Annotated in this window: 18 protein-coding genes and 1 pseudogene; 15 read left to right on the top strand and 4 right to left on the bottom strand. The window is 38.7% G+C overall.

Features of this window, described 5'->3' with window-relative positions; translation table 11 throughout:
• Positions 1-11: 11 nt before the first annotated feature.
• Both B9T66_RS05025 and hypD read right to left on the bottom strand, forming a co-directional pair.
• Positions 12-1,694, bottom strand: coding sequence for an AAA domain-containing protein (locus tag B9T66_RS05025; protein WP_095627899.1), 1,683 nt, complete (start codon positions 1,692-1,694; stop codon positions 12-14).
• The gene (hypD, locus tag B9T66_RS05020) at positions 1,694-2,800 is read right to left on the bottom strand and encodes a hydrogenase formation protein HypD (protein ID WP_095627898.1); all 1,107 of its coding nucleotides are present in this window, start codon (positions 2,798-2,800) and stop codon (positions 1,694-1,696) included. Before hypD ends, B9T66_RS05025 begins: the two co-directional genes overlap by 1 nt.
• A 183-nt stretch (positions 2,801-2,983) precedes the next feature.
• Here hypD and B9T66_RS05015 point away from each other — a divergent pair, with 183 nt between their 5' ends.
• Positions 2,984-4,093 (top strand): Cj0069 family protein, encoded by a 1,110-nt coding sequence (locus B9T66_RS05015; protein WP_095627897.1) that lies wholly within the window; start codon positions 2,984-2,986, stop codon positions 4,091-4,093.
• A 74-nt stretch (positions 4,094-4,167) separates the two neighbouring features.
• Here the strand turns inward: B9T66_RS05015 and cysK are convergent, their stop codons facing one another.
• Positions 4,168-5,085 carry a cysteine synthase A gene (gene cysK, locus B9T66_RS05010; protein WP_095627896.1) on the bottom strand — a complete coding sequence of 306 codons (918 nt, stop codon included), beginning with the start codon at positions 5,083-5,085 and terminating at the stop codon, positions 4,168-4,170.
• 189 nt (positions 5,086-5,274) lie between these two features.
• Between cysK and B9T66_RS05005 the strand changes: the two genes are divergently transcribed.
• The 10 genes from B9T66_RS05005 to uvrA all read left to right on the top strand — a co-directional run bounded on the left by B9T66_RS05005 (position 5,275) and on the right by uvrA (position 18,514).
• The gene (locus B9T66_RS05005) at positions 5,275-6,045 is read left to right on the top strand and encodes a DUF815 domain-containing protein (protein ID WP_095627895.1); all 771 of its coding nucleotides are present in this window, start codon (positions 5,275-5,277) and stop codon (positions 6,043-6,045) included.
• Positions 6,046-6,122: 77 nt separating this feature from the next.
• Positions 6,123-7,382 carry a hypothetical protein gene (locus B9T66_RS05000; RefSeq protein ID WP_095627894.1) on the top strand — a complete coding sequence of 420 codons (1,260 nt, stop codon included), beginning with the start codon at positions 6,123-6,125 and terminating at the stop codon, positions 7,380-7,382.
• 139 nt (positions 7,383-7,521) lie between these two features.
• Positions 7,522-9,099 (top strand): 4Fe-4S binding protein, encoded by a 1,578-nt coding sequence (locus B9T66_RS04995; protein ID WP_095627893.1) that lies wholly within the window; start codon positions 7,522-7,524, stop codon positions 9,097-9,099.
• A 9-nt stretch (positions 9,100-9,108) separates the two neighbouring features.
• Positions 9,109-9,807, top strand: coding sequence for a molecular chaperone TorD family protein (locus tag B9T66_RS04990; RefSeq protein WP_095627892.1), 699 nt, complete (start codon positions 9,109-9,111; stop codon positions 9,805-9,807).
• 69 nt (positions 9,808-9,876) lie between these two features.
• Entirely contained in the window at positions 9,877-10,098 is a 222-nt protein-coding gene (locus tag B9T66_RS04985) for a twin-arginine translocation signal domain-containing protein (RefSeq protein WP_095627891.1), read from the top strand.
• A 25-nt stretch (positions 10,099-10,123) separates the two neighbouring features.
• Entirely contained in the window at positions 10,124-12,943 is a 2,820-nt protein-coding gene (locus B9T66_RS04980; RefSeq protein ID WP_095627890.1) for a molybdopterin-dependent oxidoreductase, read from the top strand.
• 10 nt (positions 12,944-12,953) lie between these two features.
• On the top strand, positions 12,954-13,589 hold the full coding sequence (gene fdh3B, locus B9T66_RS04975; protein ID WP_095627889.1) for a formate dehydrogenase FDH3 subunit beta: 636 nt from the start codon (positions 12,954-12,956) through the stop codon (positions 13,587-13,589).
• Between the two features lie 90 nt (positions 13,590-13,679).
• Positions 13,680-14,630, top strand: a complete 951-nt coding sequence (locus B9T66_RS04970; RefSeq protein ID WP_257874616.1) for a formate dehydrogenase subunit gamma — start codon at positions 13,680-13,682, stop codon at positions 14,628-14,630.
• Positions 14,631-14,708: 78 nt separating this feature from the next.
• Positions 14,709-15,563 (top strand): formate dehydrogenase accessory sulfurtransferase FdhD, encoded by an 855-nt coding sequence (fdhD, locus tag B9T66_RS04965; protein WP_095627887.1) that lies wholly within the window; start codon positions 14,709-14,711, stop codon positions 15,561-15,563.
• Between the two features lie 107 nt (positions 15,564-15,670).
• On the top strand, positions 15,671-18,514 hold the full coding sequence (uvrA, locus tag B9T66_RS04960; protein ID WP_095627886.1) for an excinuclease ABC subunit UvrA: 2,844 nt from the start codon (positions 15,671-15,673) through the stop codon (positions 18,512-18,514).
• A gap of 21 nt (positions 18,515-18,535) precedes the next feature.
• Here the strand turns inward: uvrA and truD are convergent, their stop codons facing one another.
• Entirely contained in the window at positions 18,536-19,636 is a 1,101-nt protein-coding gene (gene truD, locus B9T66_RS04955; protein WP_095627885.1) for a tRNA pseudouridine(13) synthase TruD, read from the bottom strand.
• Between the two features lie 83 nt (positions 19,637-19,719).
• Between truD and B9T66_RS04950 the strand changes: the two genes are divergently transcribed.
• The 4 genes and pseudogenes from B9T66_RS04950 to B9T66_RS04935 form a co-directional block, all read left to right on the top strand.
• Positions 19,720-21,537, top strand: a complete 1,818-nt coding sequence (locus B9T66_RS04950) for a Na/Pi cotransporter family protein (protein ID WP_095627884.1) — start codon at positions 19,720-19,722, stop codon at positions 21,535-21,537.
• An 18-nt stretch (positions 21,538-21,555) separates the two neighbouring features.
• Positions 21,556-22,341 carry a Nif3-like dinuclear metal center hexameric protein gene (locus B9T66_RS04945; protein WP_095627883.1) on the top strand — a complete coding sequence of 262 codons (786 nt, stop codon included), beginning with the start codon at positions 21,556-21,558 and terminating at the stop codon, positions 22,339-22,341.
• 15 nt (positions 22,342-22,356) lie between these two features.
• Positions 22,357-23,091, top strand: a complete 735-nt coding sequence (locus B9T66_RS04940) for a zinc ribbon domain-containing protein (RefSeq protein WP_095627882.1) — start codon at positions 22,357-22,359, stop codon at positions 23,089-23,091.
• Positions 23,088-23,666: pseudogene (locus tag B9T66_RS04935) on the top strand (hypothetical protein); the annotation flags it as partial. The gene B9T66_RS04940 and the pseudogene B9T66_RS04935, both read left to right, overlap by 4 nt.

Raw genomic sequence — 23,666 nt, 5'->3', positions numbered from 1 at the left:
GCCTCCATATGTTAAAGATTAATACGCGTAGATCGCATAAGCAAAGCGTGGAGAAATTGCCCCTCTTGCTGTTGCCAAAAGCCCAAATCACACACGATAAATAGGCGTTTTTTCAGCCGACTAATTGCGACATTTAACCCAAAAAGTGCGCTAATTTGCCTTGAATCTGTGAGATAGTAGTGCAAATCCACAGGTGAAAAGATCACATTATCCCATTCTCTGCCTTGCGAACTATGTATGGTGCTAATATCGCTATGTGTAATTGTCTTTTGCAAAAGTTTTCGTTGATTGACAAAAGGAGTGATAATCCCAAGACTTTGCGTGAGAGATTTTTTGTGAAGATACGCATAAAGCTTTTGGATAGCAATAGCTTCATTTTGGCTAATATTATTTTGCGCTTCACGCTTTGTGCCACTATCAATGCAATACACTTCCATCGCCTCATCGCGTCCTTGCAAACCTATATGATAAATCGTAGAATCTAAGATCTGTGCGAGATTATCGCCATATCGATGCGTATATTTAAGCTCTGCTATATGGCTAAGTAAGGGCGTGTCTGTGGGTTGTTTTTGTAGCACTGCTTGGGGATTGGTAAAAAACTCTTCCAAAAAAAGGGTGGAGAGATTCCAAACATTGACTTCTTGGTGTGCCTTTAGATCTTTTGGAGGCATCTCACAAATTGGCATAAGCTGTTTATGATCGCCAAAAAGCGTGATAGGCACATCATCTACACATAACGCACACGCCTTTGCCAATGGTGCAAAGGCGCATTCATCTAAAAAATAATGCGCAAATTCTATTTCAAGACTTTCACTTTTTTTAATGAATCCATCAAGTGTAAATCCGATGATAAGGGCATTTTTCAAGCGGTTTTTGAGCGAAGTTGGCTGGGCAAAAAGTGAGATTTGATTTTTTTGTATCAATAAGTTTGGATCGCAACATTCTGGATACAGATTTAAAAATTTTTGCGTAGGCATACCAAGACGCAAAAGATTGCTAAGCTCAAAATCCATTGTTTTAAAATGCTCGATGAGTGTGATAAAAATCTGCTCTAGTGCGGAATTTGTCGGTGCTAACACGCACGTTCTTAAGCCCTGCTTGGCATAATGATACACAGCCTCAAATAACACAACTTGTGTCTTGCCTGTGCCTGGCGCACCCCACACATAGCTAAGGCTTTGAGAAAAAATCATATCCAAAGCCTTTTTTTGATATTCATTCAGATATGCAGGGATTTGTGGGGCTGCTATAGGTTTTTTACTAGGAAGCTTGAGGGAATGCTTTGCGACAAATTCCCCAACATTGCGCACTAAAAATTTAAGATCGCTAAAAAGTTTTAGTTTTTCTAGCACAAGTTTATATGTAGCATTGGTGGATTTACGCATCTTAGAATCTCGTATTTGCTCCAAAGATTCTAACAGCTCATAATTTGGAGAAACCTCTAAAATGCTGTGTTCTTGGTTGTATTGCATATCTCCATAAACACTAAGTTCAAATAATGTTTCACCCACCCCCAACACCAAACCATCTTGCGAAAATAACTTTGTGCCAAGCGTAAGAATAAGACGCTCTTGCTCCAAACTCGCACTCAAGATTCTAAGCTCTTCTAGCCCCAAATTATGTTCATCAAGATATGTATAATAGCTCTTGGCTGAATCTATAAGAATCTCTTCTGGTGTTGTTGCTAAATCCATTACAACAAAGAACCATATTTATAATATGCCGCACACGCTCCCTCGCTACTTACCATACAGCTTCCTATGGGATTGCTTGGTGTGCAAGCTTTGCCAAAAACCTTGCAGTCCATAGGCTTGGCATTACCTTTAAGAATCTCTCCACACAAGCACGCTTTATGATCTGCTTTGCGTTCTTTTGGGAGATATTGTGCAAACGCTATTTCTGCGTCATATTGCGCAAACTCTTTTCTAAGGCATAAAGCAGATTTTGGAATATCGCCCAAACCACGCCATTCAAAATGATCTCTAGGACAAAAATAACGATCCACCATTGCTTGTGCCTTGAGATTGCCCTCCATATTGACTACTCGCGCATACTGAATCTCAAGGCGTGGTATAGATTCTAAGGCTTGTTTGGTGATAGAGAGAATACTTTGCATCATATCAAGAGGTTCAAAGCCACTCACCACAATAGGAAGCCCAAAGCGCTCTAAAAGTGGGACATAAATCTTTGCACCACTAATCACACTCACATGAGATGGCGCAATAAGGGCATTGATCCGACAATCTGGTTGCGAAAGTATAAGCTCTAGTGGTGGTGGGACAAGGACATGATTAATATGAAAATACACATTATTAAGACCTAAGGCTATGCACTGCTCCAAAAGTGCAGCCGTCATAGGTGTTGTCGTTTCAAAACCAATAGCAAAAAATACAACTTTTTTATGAGGGTTTTCTTGCGCAACTTTGATAACCTCTATAGGCGAATACACAAAACGCACATCTGCGCCTTTTGCGCGTGCATTTTGCAAACTCCCATTGCTACCTGGGACTTTTATCATATCCCCAAGAGTTAGCAAAATCACATCAGGACACATAGCGATATGATATGCTTCATCTATGCGACCACGAGGCATAATACACACAGGACAGCCGGGTCCATGGATAAACTCAATGTTTGGCGGCAAAAGTTTTGATAATCCATATTTCATTAGGGTATGTGTATGTCCTCCGCACACTTCCATTATCCTAAGTGGTGTTTGGAGCTTGGGTGCTAATGTGCTAAGCGTGTGCGCAAGAGCAAGAATAGAATCTTTATCGCGATATGTTTGTATATAATCCATAACAAAAGCCTTAGTGTCATAGGTAAAATGTGCGTCGGATAATACATAATCCTTGCTTAATTTTTGCAAGACCTTCATATTTGTTACTAGCTTGCTAGATTCATATCAAGATAAAGGGATTTTATACAACTTGCCAAAAAAATGGGATACAATGAAAGTGTAATCTATATTAAAGGAGAGGGTATGAAAAAGAACATTGTGTTTTTTGAAGCAAGAGGTGGAAGCGATAAAGGACCTGATGGCTATAGAAAAGATACTATGCCTATGGTTAATGCACTCAAAGCCAAGGGTTGGAATGCGGAAGTTATCTTTTTTACTGATGATATTTTGCGAGACCAAACAGAGCGCAACAAAATCTATGAGCATGTCAAGAATACTGCTGATGGCTATGTCTCACGCGTCAATCCAGGGAATCTCAAGGAAGAAAAATTGTATTTTGATGTGTTGCGTAAACTTTGTGATGATGGGCTTGTAGGTATGCCTCATCCTGATGCAATGATAGGCTATGGAGCCAAAGATGCACTCACAAAACTCGCAGACACACAACTTGTGCCTAGCGATACCTATGCGTATTATGATCCAGCAGAAGCCAAACGCATTGGGGTAACGTGGAGTGATATACATGATTTCAAAAAAACATTTCCAAAAACTCTAGCTAAGGGTGAGCGTGTCTTAAAGCAAAATCGTGGATCTACAGGCGAGGGAATTTGGCGTGTGCGTTTAGAATCTCCAAATGATTATGGCAAGGTTAATTCACTACCGCTTGATACAAAAATAATCTGCACAGAAGCCAAAGATAACCACACAGAAGAGCGAAAATTGGGAGAATTTATGGATTTTTGTGAGCATTATTTGGTAGGCGATAATGGTATGCTTGTGGATATGACATTTTTACCGCGTATCAAAGAAGGGGAGATTAGAATCCTTATGCTATACAAAACCCCTGTATATGTCGTGCATAAAAAACCAGCTGAAGGTGGCGATGCCTTTTCTGCAACACTCTTTAGTGGAGCAAAATATCGCTATGATGAACCCAAAGATTGGCAAACGCTTATTGATTGGTTTTTAGCCCAACTTCCAGAGATTCGATCCAAGCTAGGAAATTATGATTTACCACTCATTTGGACAGCGGATTTTATTCTTGATACGGATTCACAAGGCAAGGATAAATATGTCTTGGGTGAAATTAATTGCTCATGCGTAGGCTTTACTTCTCCAGCAGAATTTATGGAAAAAATCGCTCTTATGGTGGGTGATACTATCATTGATATTGTAAGTAAGCAAAAAGCTTAGATTCTAGAAATTTTGGCATCATTAGGAGAATGGGGTTAGATTCTAAGATAGATTGCTCTATCTTAGAATCTGCATTATACTTCAAATAAATCCGTGCTAAGGTATCTTTCACCTGTATCGCATAAAATCGTTACGATATTGGCATTAGGATATTTTTTAGCAATTTCTTTTGCGCCCCATAGATTTGCACCACTTGAAATCCCTACCAACACACCTTCATTTTTTGCAATTTTTCTTGCTTCTTGTGCCGCCCACTCTGCATCAACTTGCAAAACCTCATCAATCAAACTTGTATCCAAAGTTTCAGGAATAAACCCTGCTCCAATACCTTGAATCTTGTGAGGTCCAGGGGCGCCACCGCTAATAACAGGTGAATTTATTGGCTCAACGGCAATAATCTTTACATTGGGATTTTTTTGCTTTAAGACAGATCCTACACCGCTTAAAGTCCCACCTGTCCCAACTGCACTCACAAATACATCAATCTTACCATCCATTGCCTCCAAAATCTCTAGCGCGGTAGTTTTACGATGCACTTCAGGATTTGCTTGATTTTGGAATTGCTGTAATACAAGAGAGTTTGGAATCTCTTTTTGCAATTCCAAAGCACGAGACACAGCGCCTTTCATACCTTGTGGTGCTGGAGTAAGCTCTAATTTTGCACCAAATGCGCTAAGCAACTTGCGTCGCTCAATACTCATAGATTCTGGCATTGTAAGAATAAGCTTAATACCCTTAGCTGCACACACAGAGGCTAAACCTATACCTGTGTTCCCGCTTGTTGGCTCGATTAGAATTGTGTTTTCATTGATCTTGCCCTCGCGTATCGCACTTTCAATCATATTAAGCGCAATCCGATCTTTAACCGATCCACTTGGGTTAAAAAACTCACACTTACCATAAATATTAGCCCCACTTTCTTTGGAAAGCGATTTGATAAACAAAAGAGGGGTATTGCCTATGCCCTCACTAATAGACTGCATAACCTTCATGAAAAACTCCTTAGAGATATAAGCTTTAAACCCGCACATTCTATAGCAAACAAAGTTTTCTTGTCAAGTTTCTTGCTAGGTTTTTATATGTCTTGTTTCAAACCAAAACACACACATACAAAATCTAAATCTTACAAACAAACAATAGATTCTTTGCTAGAATAAAGCTAAAAATTTTAAAGGTATTTAATGAAGCAATTTAGCATAGACTTTAGCACAACAAAAGCGTGTATCTATCGCGGAGAATTTGAAGGCTATGGCGGAATCTTACGCCCAATTAAAGAGCTAGAACACATACAATTATCATATTTTGTGGGAATTGATGAGATTATCCAAGCAGTGTATGAGAACACAAAACAATTTTTGCACAACACATATGCAAGTAATGTCTTGTTGTGGGGTGCTAGAGGCTGTGGCAAAAGCTCAAGTATGCGCGCGGTTTTGTGTGAGTTTTTGCACCAACAAGATACACTTTTGCGTGTCGTAGAAATACCCAAAACTTCACTAGCAATTTTGCCACATTTGGTGGATTATTTACGCACAGAGCCTTATAAATTTGTCATTATGTGCGATGATCTCTCCTTTGGACGCAGTGATGAAAGCTACAAAGCGCTAAAAAGTATCTTAGATGGGGGATTTGAAACACAAGCGAACAATATTGTATTTTACGCCACTTCCAATATGCGCCACCTCCTCTTAGAAGAATACGCGCAAGATACAATGCACATAAACGATATGCAAGATGAAATCATCTCCCTTAGTGATCGGTTTGGCATTTCACTAGGATTTTATACATTAGGAAGCCAACAATACCTACAGCTTATCGCACATTATCTAAAGATTCATGAGCTAGATTCTACGCTACGCCAAAAAGCACTCAACTACGCCACGCAACGAGGTAGCAAAAATCCACGCATTGCCAAAGAATTTATAAAGCTCCACCAAAATGGCATTGCATAATATTGTATTTATATTTGAAGTTTGGCTATAATTCATGAAAATTTAAATACAAAAAATATTTAAAAGGGAGATTATCAATGATAGAAATCAAGAATCTAAGAATAGAAGATACCAGTGATGGATGGTCACGCGTCGCTGTTGATGTTAATTTTGAAGGAATGGATGATCTGTATAATGGTGAAGGTATATGGTTTTCAACACCTTCTAAAAATAAACATATGCTCTCTGAAAGCTATGATGCATTCTTGTTAGTGCCACTATATATCGCCATGTCCTACAAACAAGATCTGTATATTCGCGGCAAAGTCTCTAAACGCTTATATAAAAATATCATGACATATGTGCAGACTATTTTGTGTGAATATTCTGAGAGACTCTCTAAGGTAAATATATTTGTTGACGGCTTTAGTAATACAACAAATCAAATAAAGAATGGGGGGATAATAGGCACAAGTTTTTCTTGTGGGATTGATTCGCTCACCACAATATATGATTGTTATATCAACGAACAAGATGAAGATTACAAGCTTAATGCTTTATTTCTTTGTGATTGCGGAGCTTATGGAAACTATCAAGATCCCAAATCTCATGAGGCTTACAATCAAGAATATATTTATAATAGGCCAGCAGCCGATGAATTAGGATTACCAGCCCATCAAGTAAAATCAAATGTTCATGCTTTCATGGGAAACATAAAAGATTTCCAGCTTGATAAATTACATGGACGAAACATTTTTAATTCCGGGTCATGGGGTTATCTTGCAACATTTTCATGTGTATTTGCTCTTCAAGAGGGCATAAATAAGTATTATTACCCAAATAGTTATGAATATGAAGAAATCAAAGAATGTGGTAAATATGCTAGAGGTTATGATTTGTCAAAATTTTGCGAATCCTACCTAGTGCCGCTCCTTCAAACTGAAAATATCGAGTTTATTACCCATGGGTGTCAATATACGCGCACCCAAAAAACAGAACGCATATCAGATTGGCATATTATGAAAAAATATCTAAATTTTGGTTGCAAAAAAAATGGGATTCTGTGTGGGCAGTGTAGCAAGTGTACAAGAGTATTGTGTATTCTTGATGTCATGGGCAAAATTGAAGAATTTTCTACTACATTCGATCTCAAAGCCTACCGTAAAAATTTATTTATAAAAAAATGTCACATTAGATATAATGCAATGACTCTTTCACCAGCTACTGCAGGTGCTCGAGAAATTGTAGAATATTACAAGGCACATAAAAACAATACTATGCCATCTGCTCTCACTGCTTGGATCTATATGTTTTTCTACAGAGCTAGAAGAAAAATAGCAAGGATGTTAAAAATATAAATTTTTTGTTACTTTTTTACTATATTGTTTTTATTGAGATAAAAATTTTTAACTTTTTTTGGTATTTCACAAAGTTTTAGAACTATAATGCGTCCCAAATAGAATTTATAACAAGACAACATTACTATAAGGTTTATAGATGTCTCATTCAGCACTAGATATTACGACCCAAAACATTTATACAAATTTTCTTGATACACAACTTTTTTCTCAAGCACAATCAGAAATTTTACACGAAGTGGGCGAGATACGCCTAGATTTTACACCAATCCAAAGCACCAAAACTATGTTTTTGGAACCAAAAATTGCCGTGGTAGGAAGCGGAGAAATTGTAGAGGAGTTTTTGGATTCTCTCTCACGCTCTTGCCAGAATCTCCAAAATTGTGAAATTTTTTCGGTATTGCCAGAAAGTTTTGTGAATCTTAATGGGAACTTGGGACATTTTACACTCCTTTATACACAAGATTCACAAACCCTAACCCTACAAATCGCGCAAGTCGTATTGTTTACAAACTTCCCTCATATTCAGCACTCTAAAGGTGTGCATTGGGTCAATGAATACCACAGCCCCCAAGAATTGCTACAATCTTTACAAAGCTTTATAGGCACATACACATACACCACCCCTATTGCCTTTACTTCAACATTATGCGATTTTTGGCATCGTCGCCCAAAAAGCGATGGTAGTGGATATTGCCACGCATGTAGTGATGTGTGCCAGAGTTTTGGAGTTTTTAAAGATGACAAAAAAAGCGAAATTGCGCTTAGTAGCGTGGATTGTATAGCGTGTGGGGATTGCGTGAGCGTGTGTCCTACGGGAGCTTTGCAGCGTGAAAGTGAGAGTTTAGAATCCCTTACATATCAAGCCAAAATGTATAAAGGCGCTATACCAATCTTGCACACTCACACGCAAAGCCAAGATATTATAGATGCCCTTACACAGGTGCCAAACCAAAAAGCATTGCCTTTTGTGTTAGGGCAATCTCATATCCTTAATGCTACATATCTTCTCTCTGTTGTCCAAGAAAGCGGGGCAATGGTGATTGTTTATGCTGAACCATCGCAGTATGTTACAGAGGGCGTAAATACACTCAATGCCTTATGTGAAGCAATATTTGGTGTGAAATGTGTGTTGCTCGCACATACAAAACAAGAGCTACACCAAGCCTTGCAACAAGCACAAGTCTTAGATTCTGTATATTATACATACACACCTCGTGCCGATGAAAATCTCAAAGAAATATTCTCACAAAGGGCTTTTGCATGGGTGAGAAATGGAGATTTTGGGCGCGTGAGTATGCAACATAGTGCCAATATCATAATAGACCCACAAAAATGCACATTATGCCTTAGTTGCGTGGATTCTTGCAATACCAAAGCACTTGTCAATGAAGGCTCAAGCTTTAGCTTATTATTTAAGCAATCGCTTTGCACGGGTTGTGGATATTGCGTAGATACATGCGCAGAAAAAGTCATCACCCTAGAACCTAAAATCCTAGATGCAAAATCTTCTAGCTTTGAATATGTCCAAAAAGCCTTTGATGAACCTTTTAAGTGCGTAGAATGTGGCAAGATTTTTGCTACCACAAAAGCCATTAATAAAATAAAAAATATTTTACTTCCTACCATAGGCAGCGATCCTATAAAAGCACGGGGATTAGAATGCTGTAGCGATTGTAAAATAAAAATTATCTTTGGTCCAAAAGATCATATATAAGGAGGCTATATGCAAGATTCAAGCACACTAGCACGCGCATTATATTATGATTTTTTTGCAGGATTTTTTTTATATGAACTTGTGGGTGAGCGAAAAAATTTATTTTTGCAACAAATTGATATTTTAGCCACTTCACCAATTACTGAATCTGATAGTGAATCTTTTGCTATGCTTAAAGCATATCTACTCAAGGCAGATTCTAATGAACTTTTGCGAGAATACACACAAACTTTTAATCTTCCTTTTAGCACACATTTTCTTCCTCAAGCAGACACATCATCGACAAAACATGGCAAAAAATCCAAAAGACCCAAGATTCCAAATCCACAGATTTTTTTATATCTCTCGCATTATTTAGAGGGTTGTCTCAATGGTGAAAGTCTCCTCAAAGCCAAAGCACTTGTCAAAAAAACACATTTTCGCTTGAATGCACAAGAATTTAAAGAAACAGAGGAGCATTTTGGTTTTTTGCTTCTTCTTGTGCGCCATATGCTTACTGATTCACAAGATTCACACACGCATACTACAAATGAACGCTACAATGCGCAAAGAGATACACTTGTCAAAGAGATTTTTACCCAAGCCATAGCTCCTATGGGTTTTCCTATCGCTAAAGCGCTTGGATCAAGAGAAGATTTAGTATGCTATCATCTTGTGGGATTGTTACTTGAGAGTTTTTTAACACTTGAGCAACATATTATCTCCTAAGATATTCGCACACAGGACTTCCTGTAAGCCTTGTGTGGGGGTATCCCAAAATTCTTAAAGGAGGCAAATATGTCTAATGCACAAAAAGATGATATTGGCAATTCTCGTAGGTCGTTTGTGAAAAATGCGGCATTGGGAAGTGCTATTGTAGCAGTAGGCTCTGTCGCCTTAGGCGGGTGTTCTGGAGAACACGAACAAAAAGAAGTCATAAAGGGCAAGAGCAAGAAACAAGAGGTGTTATATCGTAGTGATACGAAATATTGGCAGGAATATTTTTCTGTTGCTCGATAACAATGAATACTAAAAAGGAGAAATGATGAGCGAGGCAAATCTAAGACGCAATGCGCGTAGATCTTTCCTCAAGCTTTCAGCTCTCGCATCGGTAGCGGGTGTAGGAAGTGCTTTTGGGAATGATAGCCAACGCGTGTTACGCCAAGCAAGTGAAGCGGAATTAAAAGAACAATATCCTGATGCAAAACGGATAAAAACAATATGCACACACTGCTCTGTTGGTTGTGGCATTATTGCTGAAGTCAAAGACGGCGTATGGGTGCGACAAGAAGTAGCACAAGATCACCCAATCTCTCTTGGAGGACATTGCTGCAAGGGTGCGGATTTGATTGATAGAGCAAGAAGCGAAACACGATTGCGCTATCCAATTGAAAAAGTCAATGGAGAATGGCAACGCACCAATTGGGATAGTGCGATGAGCAAAATATGTGATAAGCTTAGCCAAATTAGAGAACAAAGTGGTCCTGATGCGGTAATGTGGATAGGAAGTGCTAAACTTTCAAATGAGCAAGCATACTATTTGCGCAAACTTTCGGCATTTTTTGGGACAAATAACATAGATCACTGCAATCGCGTTTGACACTCACCAACAGTCGCCGGTGTGGCGAATACATTTGGTTTTGGTGGAATGTCAAATCACATTGCAGATATGACTTTCTCAAAATATATTTTCATCATCGGTGCTAACCCTGCGGTGAATCACCCTGTATCAATGGTGCATATTTTGCGTGCCAAAGAATCTGGTGCAAAAATTGTAGTGGTAGATCCGCACTTTAGTAAAACTGCTGCTAAGGCTGATGAATACCATAGAATCCGAAGTGGGACAGACATTGCGCTTGTGTATGGTATGCTACATCATATCATCAAAAACAACCTTTATGACAAAAAGTTCCTAGAAGAGCGTGTATATGGGTATGAAGATGTTATGCAAGAAGCGATGAAAATGACACCAGAAGAGGCAAGTAATATTACAGGTATTCCGGCTGATACAATCCGCCACATTGCCGAAGATATGGCTAAAGCAAAACCTGCAAGTCTCATATGGAATCAAGGGCTTACACAACATACCGTAGGGACAAGCAACACAAGGATTATGCCTATCTTGCAAATGTTTTTAGGTAATATGGGTAAAAATGGTGGTGGTGTTAATATCTTGCGTGGACACGACAATGTTCAAGGTTCATCAGATATGGCTGCTAACCCTGATGTATTGCCAGGTTACTACCCACTTACAGAATCTTCATGGAAGCATTTTGCAAAACACTGGAGAGTAGAATATGATTGGTTGCTCTCTCGTTTCAAAGATAAAAAAATGATGGAAGCTACTGGTTTTGCACATTCTACTTGGAAGTTTGGTGTTCTTGAGGAAGAAAACGCAGTCAATAATGGCGATACTATGCTACGCGCATTGGTAGTCATAGGCACAGGAATGACTTCTGTTTCATTGCTTGATTTGCAAAAAAAAGCAATGGATAAACTTGAGCTTGTTGTCTTCATCGATCCTTATGTCAATGACTTGGCTATTTATAGCGATAAGACAGATAATGTATTCTTGCTTCCTGCCGCTTCTCAAATGGAAACTTCAGGCACGGTGGCTGCAACAAACCGCAGTTATCAATGGCGATCTAAAGTAATGGAGCCGCTTTTTGAATGTAGAGAAGATCAAGAAATTTTATTTGATTTTGCTAAGCGTTTTGGATTCTTAGAAGAATATCAAAGAAGCCTCTATGAAATTGCCAAAGCAGATGGCAGAACAGAATTTATTTGGCCAGATGATGCAACAACAGAGCTTACACAAAGTATCCGAAGCATTGGATTGCAAGGCATGAGTCCTAAACGCCTTAAGGCTCATCAAGAAAATTGGCATATGTTTGATAAAGTAACGCTCGCTGGTAAAGGTCCATTTAAAGGTGAATATTATGGTTTGCCTTGGCCTTGTTGGAGTGATAAACACCCTGGAACACCAGTCTTTTATAACGATACTATTCCTGTTATGGAAGGTGGTATGGGCTTTAGGGTTAATTGGGGCGATACTTCACCTGATGGAAAAAGTATGTTTTCACAGCGCAAAATGCCAAATGCAAGTGTAGGTGGTCATGGTCCTGTGAGCGCTGCTAATGCAGAATCTCTAGGCATCAAACTTACAGAAGAAGAGAAAAAACTTGTTGAAGGCACAACATATTCTACTGGATTTGGTAATAATATCTTGGTAGAAAAAGCGCTTGAAGCAGGATTGTGTCCTTATGGTAATGGTAAGGCGCGCGCAAAAGTATGGAATTGGTATGATCAGATTCCATTGCATAGAGAACCTGTGCATTCTATTAGACCGGATTTGATTAACAAATATCCGCAATTCCCAGATAAGCCAAACCATTTCCGTGCCAATATCAAATATCGCTCACGACAGATAGAAAAAGATTGGACAAAAGAATTCCCTATCAATATGCTTAGTGGGCGTGTAGTTTCACATATGGGAACAGGGACAGAGACAAGAAGTGCGAAATATTTGGCTGAAGTCTATAATGAAATGTTTGTAGAGATTCACCCTGATAAAGCCTTTGAGCTTGGTATCAAAGATGGCGATATGGTATGGGTATATGGCACTATGGATACACGTGCACTCATTAAAGCAAAGCTTTCTTATCGTGTCGATGTCAATAGCGTATGGGTGCCACAAAACTTCTCTGGTATGGATCAAGGAGTAAGCCGCTTAGACAAATATCCTGAAGGCACAAAGCCTTATGCAATAGGTGAATCTGCAAATATGATTTCAAGCTATGGATATGACTATAATACGGCTTGTCCGGAAACAAAATGTGGTTTATGCCGCATAGAGAAAGCATAGGAGGTAGATCATGAGTGAATCTATAGTAACAACAGGGCTAAATATTCCCGGACACGCGCGTATTAAATTCTATTGTGATGATGAGCGTTGTATTGATTGTCATGGCTGTGATGTGGCGTGCAAAGAAGCACATCACTTGCCTGTAGGCATCAATCGCCGCAAAGTCGTAACACTCAATGAAGGCATAGAGGGTGCAGAAAAATCAATCTCTATTGCTTGTATGCACTGCGCTGATGCACCATGTGCAAAGGTGTGTCCTGTGGATTGTTTTTATATCCGCGCTGATGGTATCGTGCTTCATGATAAAAAAACCTGTATAGGTTGTGGCTACTGCCTCTATGCTTGTCCTTTTGGAGCGCCACAATTCCCAAAATCTGATGTGTTTGGATCAAGAGGATCAATGGATAAATGCACATTTTGTGCTGGTGGTCCTGAGGAAACACATAGCGAGGAAGAAATGAGACTTTATGGACAAAATAGAATTGCTGAAGGCAAAGTTCCTGCATGTGCTGCTATGTGCTCTACAAAAGCGTTGCTTGCTGGTGGTAGTGATGATGTAAGCGCGATTATTAGAGAGAGAGCATTACACAAAGGCAAGGGTGCACCAAAAATCCCTTATACTTGGAAAAAAGCTTATGGGGATTAAAAAAGGGGAAGCACTATGAAAGCAATATCACGATTAGGGCTTATCGTAGTTTTTGGTTTGGCAAGTCTTCTTGCCTCCCAAAAGTATGATATGGAGCAAAAAGGTGCGCTTGATATGTCTTATAATAAACATATCTATGGCACTCCACAGATTGAAGCTATCAAAAACTGGGGGCTTGGCACACACACTGCGGGTGTGATTTCAGGAAGTGTGATTGAGGGAAATGGCGGTAGTATAGAGCCTCTTACTATGGGGCAACCAATCCAAGGTATTAGAGGCTGGAATGGCTTAGGTGAGCTATTTACAACCTTACAAGAAAAATATTTTGCCATTATTTTCTTGTGTATTCTTTTGTTTGTGCCTTTGGCATTTTTTGGGCATTACAAAATCATAGGTGCGCGCAAATACAACCACCACTCAAAATTACAAGTCTTTAGCAAATATAACATTATCGCGCATTGGTTTGCTGCCGTGCCATTTGTGCTTATTTGTATCACTGGACTTATGATGATTTTTGGTGATAAACTCGGTGGTGGCACGCTTATTCGCTTTGCAAGAGATTTGCATGGATTAAGCACCCCTGTTTTTATAGTATTTGGGTTTTTAATGTTTTTGATGTGGGTAAAAGACTGCCTACCTCGTAGTTATGACATCAAATGGCTTATAATTATGGGTGGCTATCTCGATAAACAAAATCGCATTATTCCTGCGCATAAATTCAATGCCGGACAAAAAATGTGGTTTTGGATTGCGACACTTGGTGGTGGTGTGATGGCATTTACCGGTGGAGTTATGTTTTTTCAATGCACCGATATAAACACATTACGCCTTGTGGCAATTGTGCATAATGTCCTTGGGTTTGCGGTGTTAGCGCTCCTCATTACGCACATCTATATGGCTGCTTTTGCGATTGAAGGTGCAATGGAAGCCATAACAAATGGTCAAATGGGCGAAGAAGAACTCTCTATGCTTCATAGTTATTATTATGAAGAGCTCAAAGCAAAGGGCAAGCTAGATTCTATGCGTGTAGCCGGACATTAATGCAGTATGCTAGAGAAAATCTAGCATACTCACTACCTCATTCTTACAAATATTCTTTTGATTTTTTAGGGAGATAGAGTGCAAGAATTTACCAAAACAATACCTATCACAAGACTCTATAAAGATGGTAGGCAAGAACATATACAAGATTGCGTCATACGCGAACAACGAATCGCGCTTTATCTCAATGGCAAAAAACTCCTCTCAAGTATGTCTCTACCACAAGATCAAGATGCCTATGCAGTGGGTTTTTTGATGAGTGAAGGCGTCATAGAATCTATACATGATATACAGAGTGTTGAAATTGCACAAGATGGCTTGAGTGTGCATATACAAGCACACATTAACGAACAAAATATACAAAACCTCTTTCACGAAAAGACACTAACTTCTGGTTGTTGCGTGGGCGTGAGTGCAAATTTTGAGGGCAAGATTGTCGAAAAGTTTATTTCTACCAAAGTGCAATTGCCTATAAAAAGACTTTGGAATCTCATCACAAGATTTGAAGCACCAAGCCAACTTTTTGAATCTACAGGTTGTGTCCACAAAGCAATGCTAGTCTTAGAAGATGAAAGCGACATCATTAGCCAAGATGTTGGGCGTCATAATGCGATTGATAAAGTCGTGGGCAAAGCAAGATTACAAAATATCGACACTTCTAGGGCGGTGCTTATCGTAAGTGGGCGTCTTTCTATGGAAATGGTTATCAAAGCAGCTATGCATGATATTGCGATTGTTATTTCTCGATCTGCCACAACTGAACTTGGGATTAAATCCGCACAGCTTTTAGGTATCACGCTTGTTGGCTTTGCACGCAATGGTGCTTGCAATATCTACACGCACCCACAGAGAATCTTACACACCAACACACATACTTCAGAATCTAATACCACAACGCAAACAACCACCCTTTGTGATCTTTTCTCAAGCTAATACCAAACCCCACACACACTTCACACAACAAGTCTAGATTCACAAAAGCCCATTTTTTACTATCCAAATGCTATAATGCCGCCAAAATTCTCTTTTAGGACATATCAATGAATAACGATAGTAAAAACTTTATCCACATTCAAGGAGCTAGAGAAAATAATCTCAAAAATATTCATCTTGATGTCCCAAAAAATCAACTTGTTGTTTTCACGGGTTTGAGCGGTAGTGGTAAATCCACCCTCGCCTTTGACACACTTTATGCAGAAGGACAAAGACGCTATATAGAATCTCTCTCAAGTTATGCGCGACAATTTCTTGATAAGGTGGGAAAACCAAATGTTGATAAGATTGAGGGGCTAACTCCAGCTATTGCTATCGATCAAAAAACCACATCAAAAAACCCACGCTCCACGGTTGGAACAATCACAGAAATTTATGATTATCTACGCCTTTTGTATGCGCGTGTGGGAAAACAACACTGCCATTTGTGTGGTGAGCCAATCTCGCATATGAGTCAAACTGATATTATCGCGCAAGTCTTGCAGTTACCAGAAAATACACAGCTTACAATCCTTGCTCCTATTATCAAGGAAAAAAAGGGAAGCTTTGCTGATAAGATAGAAACTTTGCGACAAAAAGGCTATGTCCGCGCACAGATTGATGGTGTTATGGTGCGTTTAGATGAAGATATTGAACTTGCCAAACACAAAAAACATACTATAAAAGTTGTCATCGATCGTGCAAGATTAGAAGAAAAAAATCACACGCGTATCGCACAAGCCCTAGAAAGAGCGCTTAAAGAATCCTATGGTGAAGTTGAAATAGAACAGCTCATTGATGAAAAAATCCACCATATTCACTACAGCGAACATTTTGCGTGCTTTAAATGCAAGGTAAGCTTTGAAGAACTCGAACCCCTAAGCTTTAGCTTTAACTCTCCTAAGGGTGCTTGTCCAGAATGCTTAGGATTAGGCGTAAAATATACCATTGATCTAAAAAAAATCCTTGATAAATCCCAGCCACTCAAAAAAGGTGGTATAAAAGCAATCTTTGGTTACAATCGTAGCTACTATGCCGAGCTTTTTCATGGATTTTGTCAAGCACAAAAGATTGACCCTAATCAAAGCTTTGAGGAGCTAGATTCACAAGCGCAAAATTATATCCTCTATGGTTGCCCAACGCCAGTTACTTTCACATGGAAAAATAGTAAGCTAGAGCGCCCATGGAAAGGCATTGTCCAAATTGCCTATGATATGTTTAAAGATGAACGAGAACTTGCGGATTATACGACTGAAAAAGTGTGTCCAGCATGCAAAGGACATCGTCTAAACGCTCCATCTTTGCATGTAAAGGTTGCGGGATTAGGGATAGGTGATATTATTGATTTGCCTATAGAGCAAAGTTATGCATTCTTTAATACACCTACAAATTTCACCTATTTAAATGCCCAACAACAGCTCATCGCCGCGCCTATCCTCAAAGAAATTCTTGAACGCTTGTATTTTCTTGATGATGTAGGGCTTGGATATTTAAGCTTGGGGCGTGATGCACGCACAATAAGCGGGGGAGAATCCCAACGCATACGCATAGCAAGTCAAATCGGTAGTGGGCTTACAGGTGTGATGTATGTCCTTGATGAGCCAAGTATTGGTTTGCACGAACGCGACACACTACGCCTTATTAAGACATTGCGATCCTTGCAAGAAAAAGGCAATAGTGTAATAGTCGTAGAACATGATAAAGAAACGATTTTACATGCAGATTTTATTGTGGATATAGGTCCGGGTGCAGGCGTGCAAGGTGGGGAAGTTGTCTTTAGTGGCGATAAAAACGCACTGCTCAAAGCTACAAGCCTCACTGCTCGCTACCTCAATAACGACATTTGCATTGATCATCGCCACAACAGAATCCAAGAAAAATGGCTTGAAATCAAAAATGTAAATATTAATAATATCAAAAATTTAAGCCTCAAAATTCCGCTTGCAAATTTTGTATGTGTAACAGGTGTAAGTGGCAGTGGCAAAAGCTCTCTTATCCTCCAAACGCTTCTCCCAACGGCTCAAGAAATCCTCAATAATGCCAAAAAGATTCACAAATGCGATGGCGTGGAAATACAAGGATTAGATCAGCTTGATAAAGTCATATACCTTGACCAGACGCCTATAGGACGCACCCCAAGAAGCAATCCCGCGACATACACAGGCGTTATGGATCATATCCGCACACTCTTTAGTGAAGTCAAAGAATCTAAACTGCGCGGTTATAATGTGGGACGCTTTAGCTTTAATGTCAAGGGAGGGCGTTGTGAGAAATGCCAAGGTGAAGGGGAAATCAAAATTGAAATGCACTTTTTGCCTGATGTTATGGTCAAATGTGATGCGTGTAATGGCAAAAAATATAACCCTCAAACGCTTGAAATCACATACAAAGACAAAAATATCGCTGATGTATTGGCGATGAATGTTAATGAGGCGTTAGAATTTTTTGCCAAAATCCCAAAAATTGCCTCCCAACTCGCCACTCTAAAAGCCGTGGGACTAGGCTATATCACATTAGGACAAAATGCACTCACCCTAAGTGGTGGGGAAGCCCAACGCGTCAAACTTGCAAAAGAACTTAGTCGCAAAGACACAGGTAAAACACTCTATATCCTTGATGAACCAACGACAGGGTTACATTTTGCCGATGTCGATCGACTAACGAAAGTTTTGCACCATTTTGTGGAGCTTGGCAATAGTGTTATTGTGATTGAACACAACCTAGATCTTATCAAAAATGCAGACTATATCATCGACATAGGACCAGAAGGTGGTGATAAAGGTGGAAAAATCGTGGATTGTGGGACACCAAAAGCCATTGCAAAAAATCACAAAAAAAGCGGAAGCTATACGGGTAAATTTTTAGAATCTGAATTGCATATCCTAGACACACATAAAAAACAAAAACACTAAACTACCCATAGATATGGGAGTTTAGGCATTTTTTAGGGTTTCTAAGAAAATCGTGGCATAACTCCCTTTTGGCAATGTAAAATAAAGCTCAAACTGCGCTACTTCAGGCTTATATGTATAGCTTATATCCTGCGCCCATACCCACGCATATCGCCTACTTCCAGTCTCTTGTAGTCGTGAATCTACAAACGATTGCTCAATCTCTAAAGCCATTCCTTGTGGGGCAAAAAGCTTCTTACCATATAGTGCACCGCTTGGAGCGATTTGTCTTGCACAAAAACGCTCACTCTCACGCATCACATCATCAATAACAAATGTCTTGCCATAAGGATAATGCAACCCCACATCACCGGGCAGTAATTTAAAAAACTGCGCTTGATCTTTTAGCATATGCAACATTTCTTTGTTATGTAGCACAGAATCTAGCACACCATAATTATGCGTATTGCCCACAAGCTCCTTAAGCGTGCAAGATTCTATAATCGCATTAAGACGCATACGCTCTATAAGCCACAGATTAAACAAATGACTTTGATACGCCGAAACCAAAAAACGCGCAATTTTTTTGTTGCGCACATTACGCAAATTTTCAAGGATTTTTTCACCTTCCTGATAATTATCCCCATCTCTACCAAAACGCTGATCACCAAAATAATTTGCAAAACCGCTAAGTTTTAGAATCTCAAGTGCATTGATAGCCTTTTGCGCCTCAATGGGAGTAATCTTTTTTAGCCTCATAAAAAAACTATTGCCTTTGAGATGACCCACTCGCAATTTATTGGTATGCGCTCTGCACTCTAGCACCTTTAATCCACGCTCTTGAAGTATTGGATTATGAAGCTTAGATTCACAACTCCGCGGAATTGAAATATACTGATATGTGGTAGCGTGTTTGTCCTTTAGTCCAGCATACCCAATCTGTGCGGACTTAATCCCCAAAACATTACTGAGAATCTCTACCATTTCAAATGTGCTTAGTCCTTTTTTGCGCACAAGCACCAAGATATGTTCCCCCACACCACTCGCCTCATACAATGGAATCTCACGCACAACAAAATCCCGAATACTTGGATGAAAATAAAAATCAATAGGTGCGTGAGAAAGATGAAAAAGTTTGCGCATATAACGACCTTAGAGAATTTAAAGTTTTTTAGAATATAATACAAAAGCTTTCGTAAAATCTGTGTAAAACCCTAAGGAAATTTATGCAAACACTTAAAAAACTCTGGCTACCCATTGTATGTATCATCGCGATTTATTTGATGAGTTTCGATCCCTCTTTGACAGAGATTTTTGCAGGGATTGGGGTGTTTTTGTTTGGTATGATTTTTTTGGAAAATGGCTTTAAAGGCTTTAGCGGTGGAATCTTAGAAAATATTCTTACCAAATGGACTAATAGCAAGATAAAAGCCCTACTCTTTGGGATTGTTACAACAATCCTTATGCAAAGCTCCACACTTGTTACAATCATTTCTATTTCATTTTTGTCTGCTGGGTTAATCAGTCTTGCTCAAGCCATTGGCATTGTCTTTGGGGCAAATCTAGGCACGACTACAGGTGGCTGGATCATTGCTGGGGTTGGTATGAAAATGGATATTGCAACCATTGCTATGCCTCTTATTGTTCTTGCCATTATGCTTGTTTTTCAAAAGGACAAAAATATCAAGTCTTTAGGGCATATTTTTGCTGGGATTGGCTTTTTTTTCTTGGGTATCGCGTATATCAAAAGTGGCTTTGAAGGCTACAAAGACGCACTTGATCTAAGCGCATATGGAAGTGGTAGCCCAAAAGATCTCTTTATTTTTGTTATGGCTGGGATTATTATCACTTCTATTGTGCAATCAAGTTTTGCGACACTCACTATCATCATCTCTGCCCTTAGCACAGGGACAATCACATACGATAATGCATTAGGACTTGTGATAGGCACAAATGTTGGTGGTGTTGTTACAGCACTTGTTGCGTCTTTTGGCTCGAATCTAGAGGGCAAAAAACTTGCAATCACCAATACGATTTTTAATCTCATTATTGCACTCATCTCGCTTATCTTTTTGTCCTATTTCAAAAGCATTGTGAATCTCATAAGTGATCTTAGTGGCATAAGCGATCAAGATTATGCCCTAAAAATTGCGGTTTTTCATACATTTTATAATGCCCTTGCGGTTTTTATTATGACGCCCTATATTCAAGTGTTTGTAAAGTTTGCCAACACATTTATAAAAAGCAAAAAACCTGCGGATATGGACGCACCTATTTACCTTAATCCAAATATCATCGACTACCCAATGACAGCAACCCAAGCACTTATCAATGAAGTAAAACACCTCTATGATAATGTCTTTAGTGTTATTGCACATTCTTTGGGATTTTCACGATCAGATATTTGCGCCAATCTCCCAAAAGATACGCTACTAGCCAAAAAATGGTATAGCGATCAAAGCAATGTCAATGATTTGTATCACCACAGAGTAAAGGTTCTCTTTGATGCAATCATTGACTTTAGCACCAAAGCCCAAACACATATAAACCAAGAAAGTTTTATAAAGATTAGCAATGAAGCCAATGTCAGCGCAAGAAATCTCGCCGAAGCTACCAAAAATATGATTCTTTTGGAAAAAAATCTCAAAAAAAATGCCACAAGTCCTAATCCTCATATCGCACAAGAATACAACCTTATCCGAATCCAAATTGCCCAACTTCTTGCAAAAATCGAATCGCTAAAATTTTTAGAATCTGTTGAGTATCAAAAGATTGTTGAGATTCTAAAACAAGAGCGAAAAGCCCTCAAGCAATTTGATAAACGCGCACTCAATAGGGTAGAAAAAATCATCATAGAAGATAAAGTTTCAGCAAACTATGCTACTTCACTACTCAATGACATCGCATTTGCTAGTAATATGGGCAAAGAGATCATCAAAGCAGTAAGCAAAATCTATAAAATTTCTTGGCTTATGCAAAACCAACAAGAAGCAGAAAACGCAGAGCATAAAGAAGAAATACTTGATGACTTAGAGCACGAATAAAACACTAAAGGAACTTATATGAATACAACCACACAAACTCAAAACAACACCAATCACAACAGACACAGCGTGGCATATTTGTATTATGTGTGCGATTTTACCTCACCATTTAACACACAAGAATCTTGGGATAATTCTGGGCTAAATCTAGGCTCATTTTCACAAGAATTTAGCGATATTTACATCGCCCTTGAAGCAACGCTTGAACTTGCACAATCTGTGAAAAACAATAGCCTTATCATCACGCACCACCCACTTTTTTTTAAGCCTATCAAAAATTTTAATGTCGCTACATATCCTTGCAATATTGCACAAGAACTTATTGCCAAAAATTGTGCGTTAATCGCTATGCACACAAACTTTGATAAAAGCCACCTTAATGAATACTTTACGCAAAAGATTCTAGGATTTTCAGATTTCAACCAACACGACTTATACTGCTCTGGTAGCATACAAAAAACACGCTTTAGCGACCTTGCTCAATCTATCAAAGCTAAGCTTCATTTAGAAACCCTCCGCATAACTCAAGCAAGTGAATATATCGAACATATTTTTGTCATTTGTGGCAGTGGGTTTAGCGAAATTTCCAACATTGCAAGTCTCAACCTCCCAAATAGCCTGCTTATTAGTGGCGATCTCAAATACCATGATGCAATGATTGCCAAATCACTTGGGCTTAGCCTCATAGACATTCCACATTATGAGAGTGAAAAATATTTCACTAAAATCCTTGATTCACTCTTAAAATCCTCTCAATATCAAGCTATAATTACAGACTATAAAAATCCTATTGCACACATTTAACACAAAGGACTTTCAATGAATAAACATTTACAATCACTTATCCAAATCGCAAATCTTGATAAGCAAATTGATGGCTTAGAACCAAAGATTACAGAAGTGCGTAAAGAATTAGATGCTAACATAGCACAAAAGAATTCTCTACTACATACCATACAAACACTACAAGAAGAAAGCACACAACTTCAGTATGAAATCCAACAAAATGATCGTCTTATTCATGATAATGCTACACGATTAGAAGATATTAGCAAAAAACAACAAGAAGTGCGTAATGAAAAAGAATTGCGTGCATTAAGTGTAGAAGAAGACATTGCAAAAGAAAATCTTACACTTGCCAATGAACAAATCCAACGACTCCAAACAATCCAAAAAGCAAAACATGAACAAATTGCACAATTACAAGAAGATAGTATAAAACTAGATTCTGTTATTGCAGAATTAGAACAATCTACAAAAAGTGCAATAGAATCTATCAAACAAGAACAACAAGAAATCTTTAAACAAAAACAAAACATCATTGCACAATCAGATATGAAAAGCATTGCCTTTTATGAGAAGATTCGTCGTTGGGCAAAAAATACAAGTGTAGTGCCTGTATTTAAACAAGCGTGTGGTGGTTGTTTTATACGATTAAATGATCGCACATATGCTGAAGTGCTTTGTGATGAAAATTCTATTATTACATGTCCACATTGTGGTAGGATACTCTACCCTACAGATAAGCAAACATACAAAGAATGTGTGCAATGAAACCTAGCACACACCAAACATTGCAAGGAAGTAATGCACTTCTTGTAGTTTGTGGTCTTGTGTGTATTTATATGCTTAGCTTTTTGGCTATGCGTGTAATCATGCAAGTAGTCTTTGTCCCACAAGCTGTAATGCAAGATATATGGATTATGCATGAAATGGGTAGTAGACTTGATTTTCGTATAGTCTGCATGGGTATGGCTGCTCTTTTGCTACTCATATATGCTGTGCAAATTGTATCGTTTATAAACACAAAATGCTCCAAACACAATATGTCTCATACTACTAAAAGAAATATAGGACATACCATTATCTTAGGTTATATCGCGCTTATAAGTTTCCTTGTATGTTTTAGTGCTATTGGGAATTTTTATTATTACAAGACATATCATACAAAAATTGATGTTTTTATTTTTGGTCTCAAAGATGATGATACACTAGCAGTCCTAAAAATTATGTGGCAAGACTATCCTGTGATACTTATTTTGCTTGCTTGTATATTATATAGCTTTGCTTGTGTAAAGCTAAGCAAAAAGCTTATAAGCCTTACAATCCCAACACTGCGTATCCGCACA

Origin of the sequence: Helicobacter sp. TUL, assembly GCF_002287135.1 — a bacterium.
GTDB lineage: Bacteria > Campylobacterota > Campylobacteria > Campylobacterales > Helicobacteraceae > Helicobacter_F.
This window is presented reverse-complemented; position numbering and strand designations above follow the sequence as displayed.

What these genes read in the sequence shown, in the direction of transcription:
- B9T66_RS05025 (WP_095627899.1), bottom strand. Translation starts at nt 1,694, where the DNA reads ATGGATTTAGCAACAACACCAGAAGAGATTCTTATAGATTCAGCCAAG.
- hypD (WP_095627898.1), bottom strand. Translation starts at nt 2,800, where the DNA reads ATGGATTATATACAAACATATCGCGATAAAGATTCTATTCTTGCTCTT.
- B9T66_RS05015 (WP_095627897.1), top strand. Translation starts at nt 2,984, where the DNA reads ATGAAAAAGAACATTGTGTTTTTTGAAGCAAGAGGTGGAAGCGATAAA.
- cysK (WP_095627896.1), bottom strand. Translation starts at nt 5,085, where the DNA reads ATGAAGGTTATGCAGTCTATTAGTGAGGGCATAGGCAATACCCCTCTT.
- B9T66_RS05005 (WP_095627895.1), top strand. Translation starts at nt 5,275, where the DNA reads ATGAAGCAATTTAGCATAGACTTTAGCACAACAAAAGCGTGTATCTAT.
- B9T66_RS05000 (WP_095627894.1), top strand. Translation starts at nt 6,123, where the DNA reads ATGATAGAAATCAAGAATCTAAGAATAGAAGATACCAGTGATGGATGG.
- B9T66_RS04995 (WP_095627893.1), top strand. Translation starts at nt 7,522, where the DNA reads ATGTCTCATTCAGCACTAGATATTACGACCCAAAACATTTATACAAAT.
- B9T66_RS04990 (WP_095627892.1), top strand. Translation starts at nt 9,109, where the DNA reads ATGCAAGATTCAAGCACACTAGCACGCGCATTATATTATGATTTTTTT.
- B9T66_RS04985 (WP_095627891.1), top strand. Translation starts at nt 9,877, where the DNA reads ATGTCTAATGCACAAAAAGATGATATTGGCAATTCTCGTAGGTCGTTT.
- fdh3B (WP_095627889.1), top strand. Translation starts at nt 12,954, where the DNA reads ATGAGTGAATCTATAGTAACAACAGGGCTAAATATTCCCGGACACGCG.
- B9T66_RS04970 (WP_257874616.1), top strand. Translation starts at nt 13,680, where the DNA reads ATGGAGCAAAAAGGTGCGCTTGATATGTCTTATAATAAACATATCTAT.
- uvrA (WP_095627886.1), top strand. Translation starts at nt 15,671, where the DNA reads ATGAATAACGATAGTAAAAACTTTATCCACATTCAAGGAGCTAGAGAA.
- truD (WP_095627885.1), bottom strand. Translation starts at nt 19,636, where the DNA reads ATGCGCAAACTTTTTCATCTTTCTCACGCACCTATTGATTTTTATTTT.
- B9T66_RS04950 (WP_095627884.1), top strand. Translation starts at nt 19,720, where the DNA reads ATGCAAACACTTAAAAAACTCTGGCTACCCATTGTATGTATCATCGCG.
- B9T66_RS04945 (WP_095627883.1), top strand. Translation starts at nt 21,556, where the DNA reads ATGAATACAACCACACAAACTCAAAACAACACCAATCACAACAGACAC.
- B9T66_RS04940 (WP_095627882.1), top strand. Translation starts at nt 22,357, where the DNA reads ATGAATAAACATTTACAATCACTTATCCAAATCGCAAATCTTGATAAG.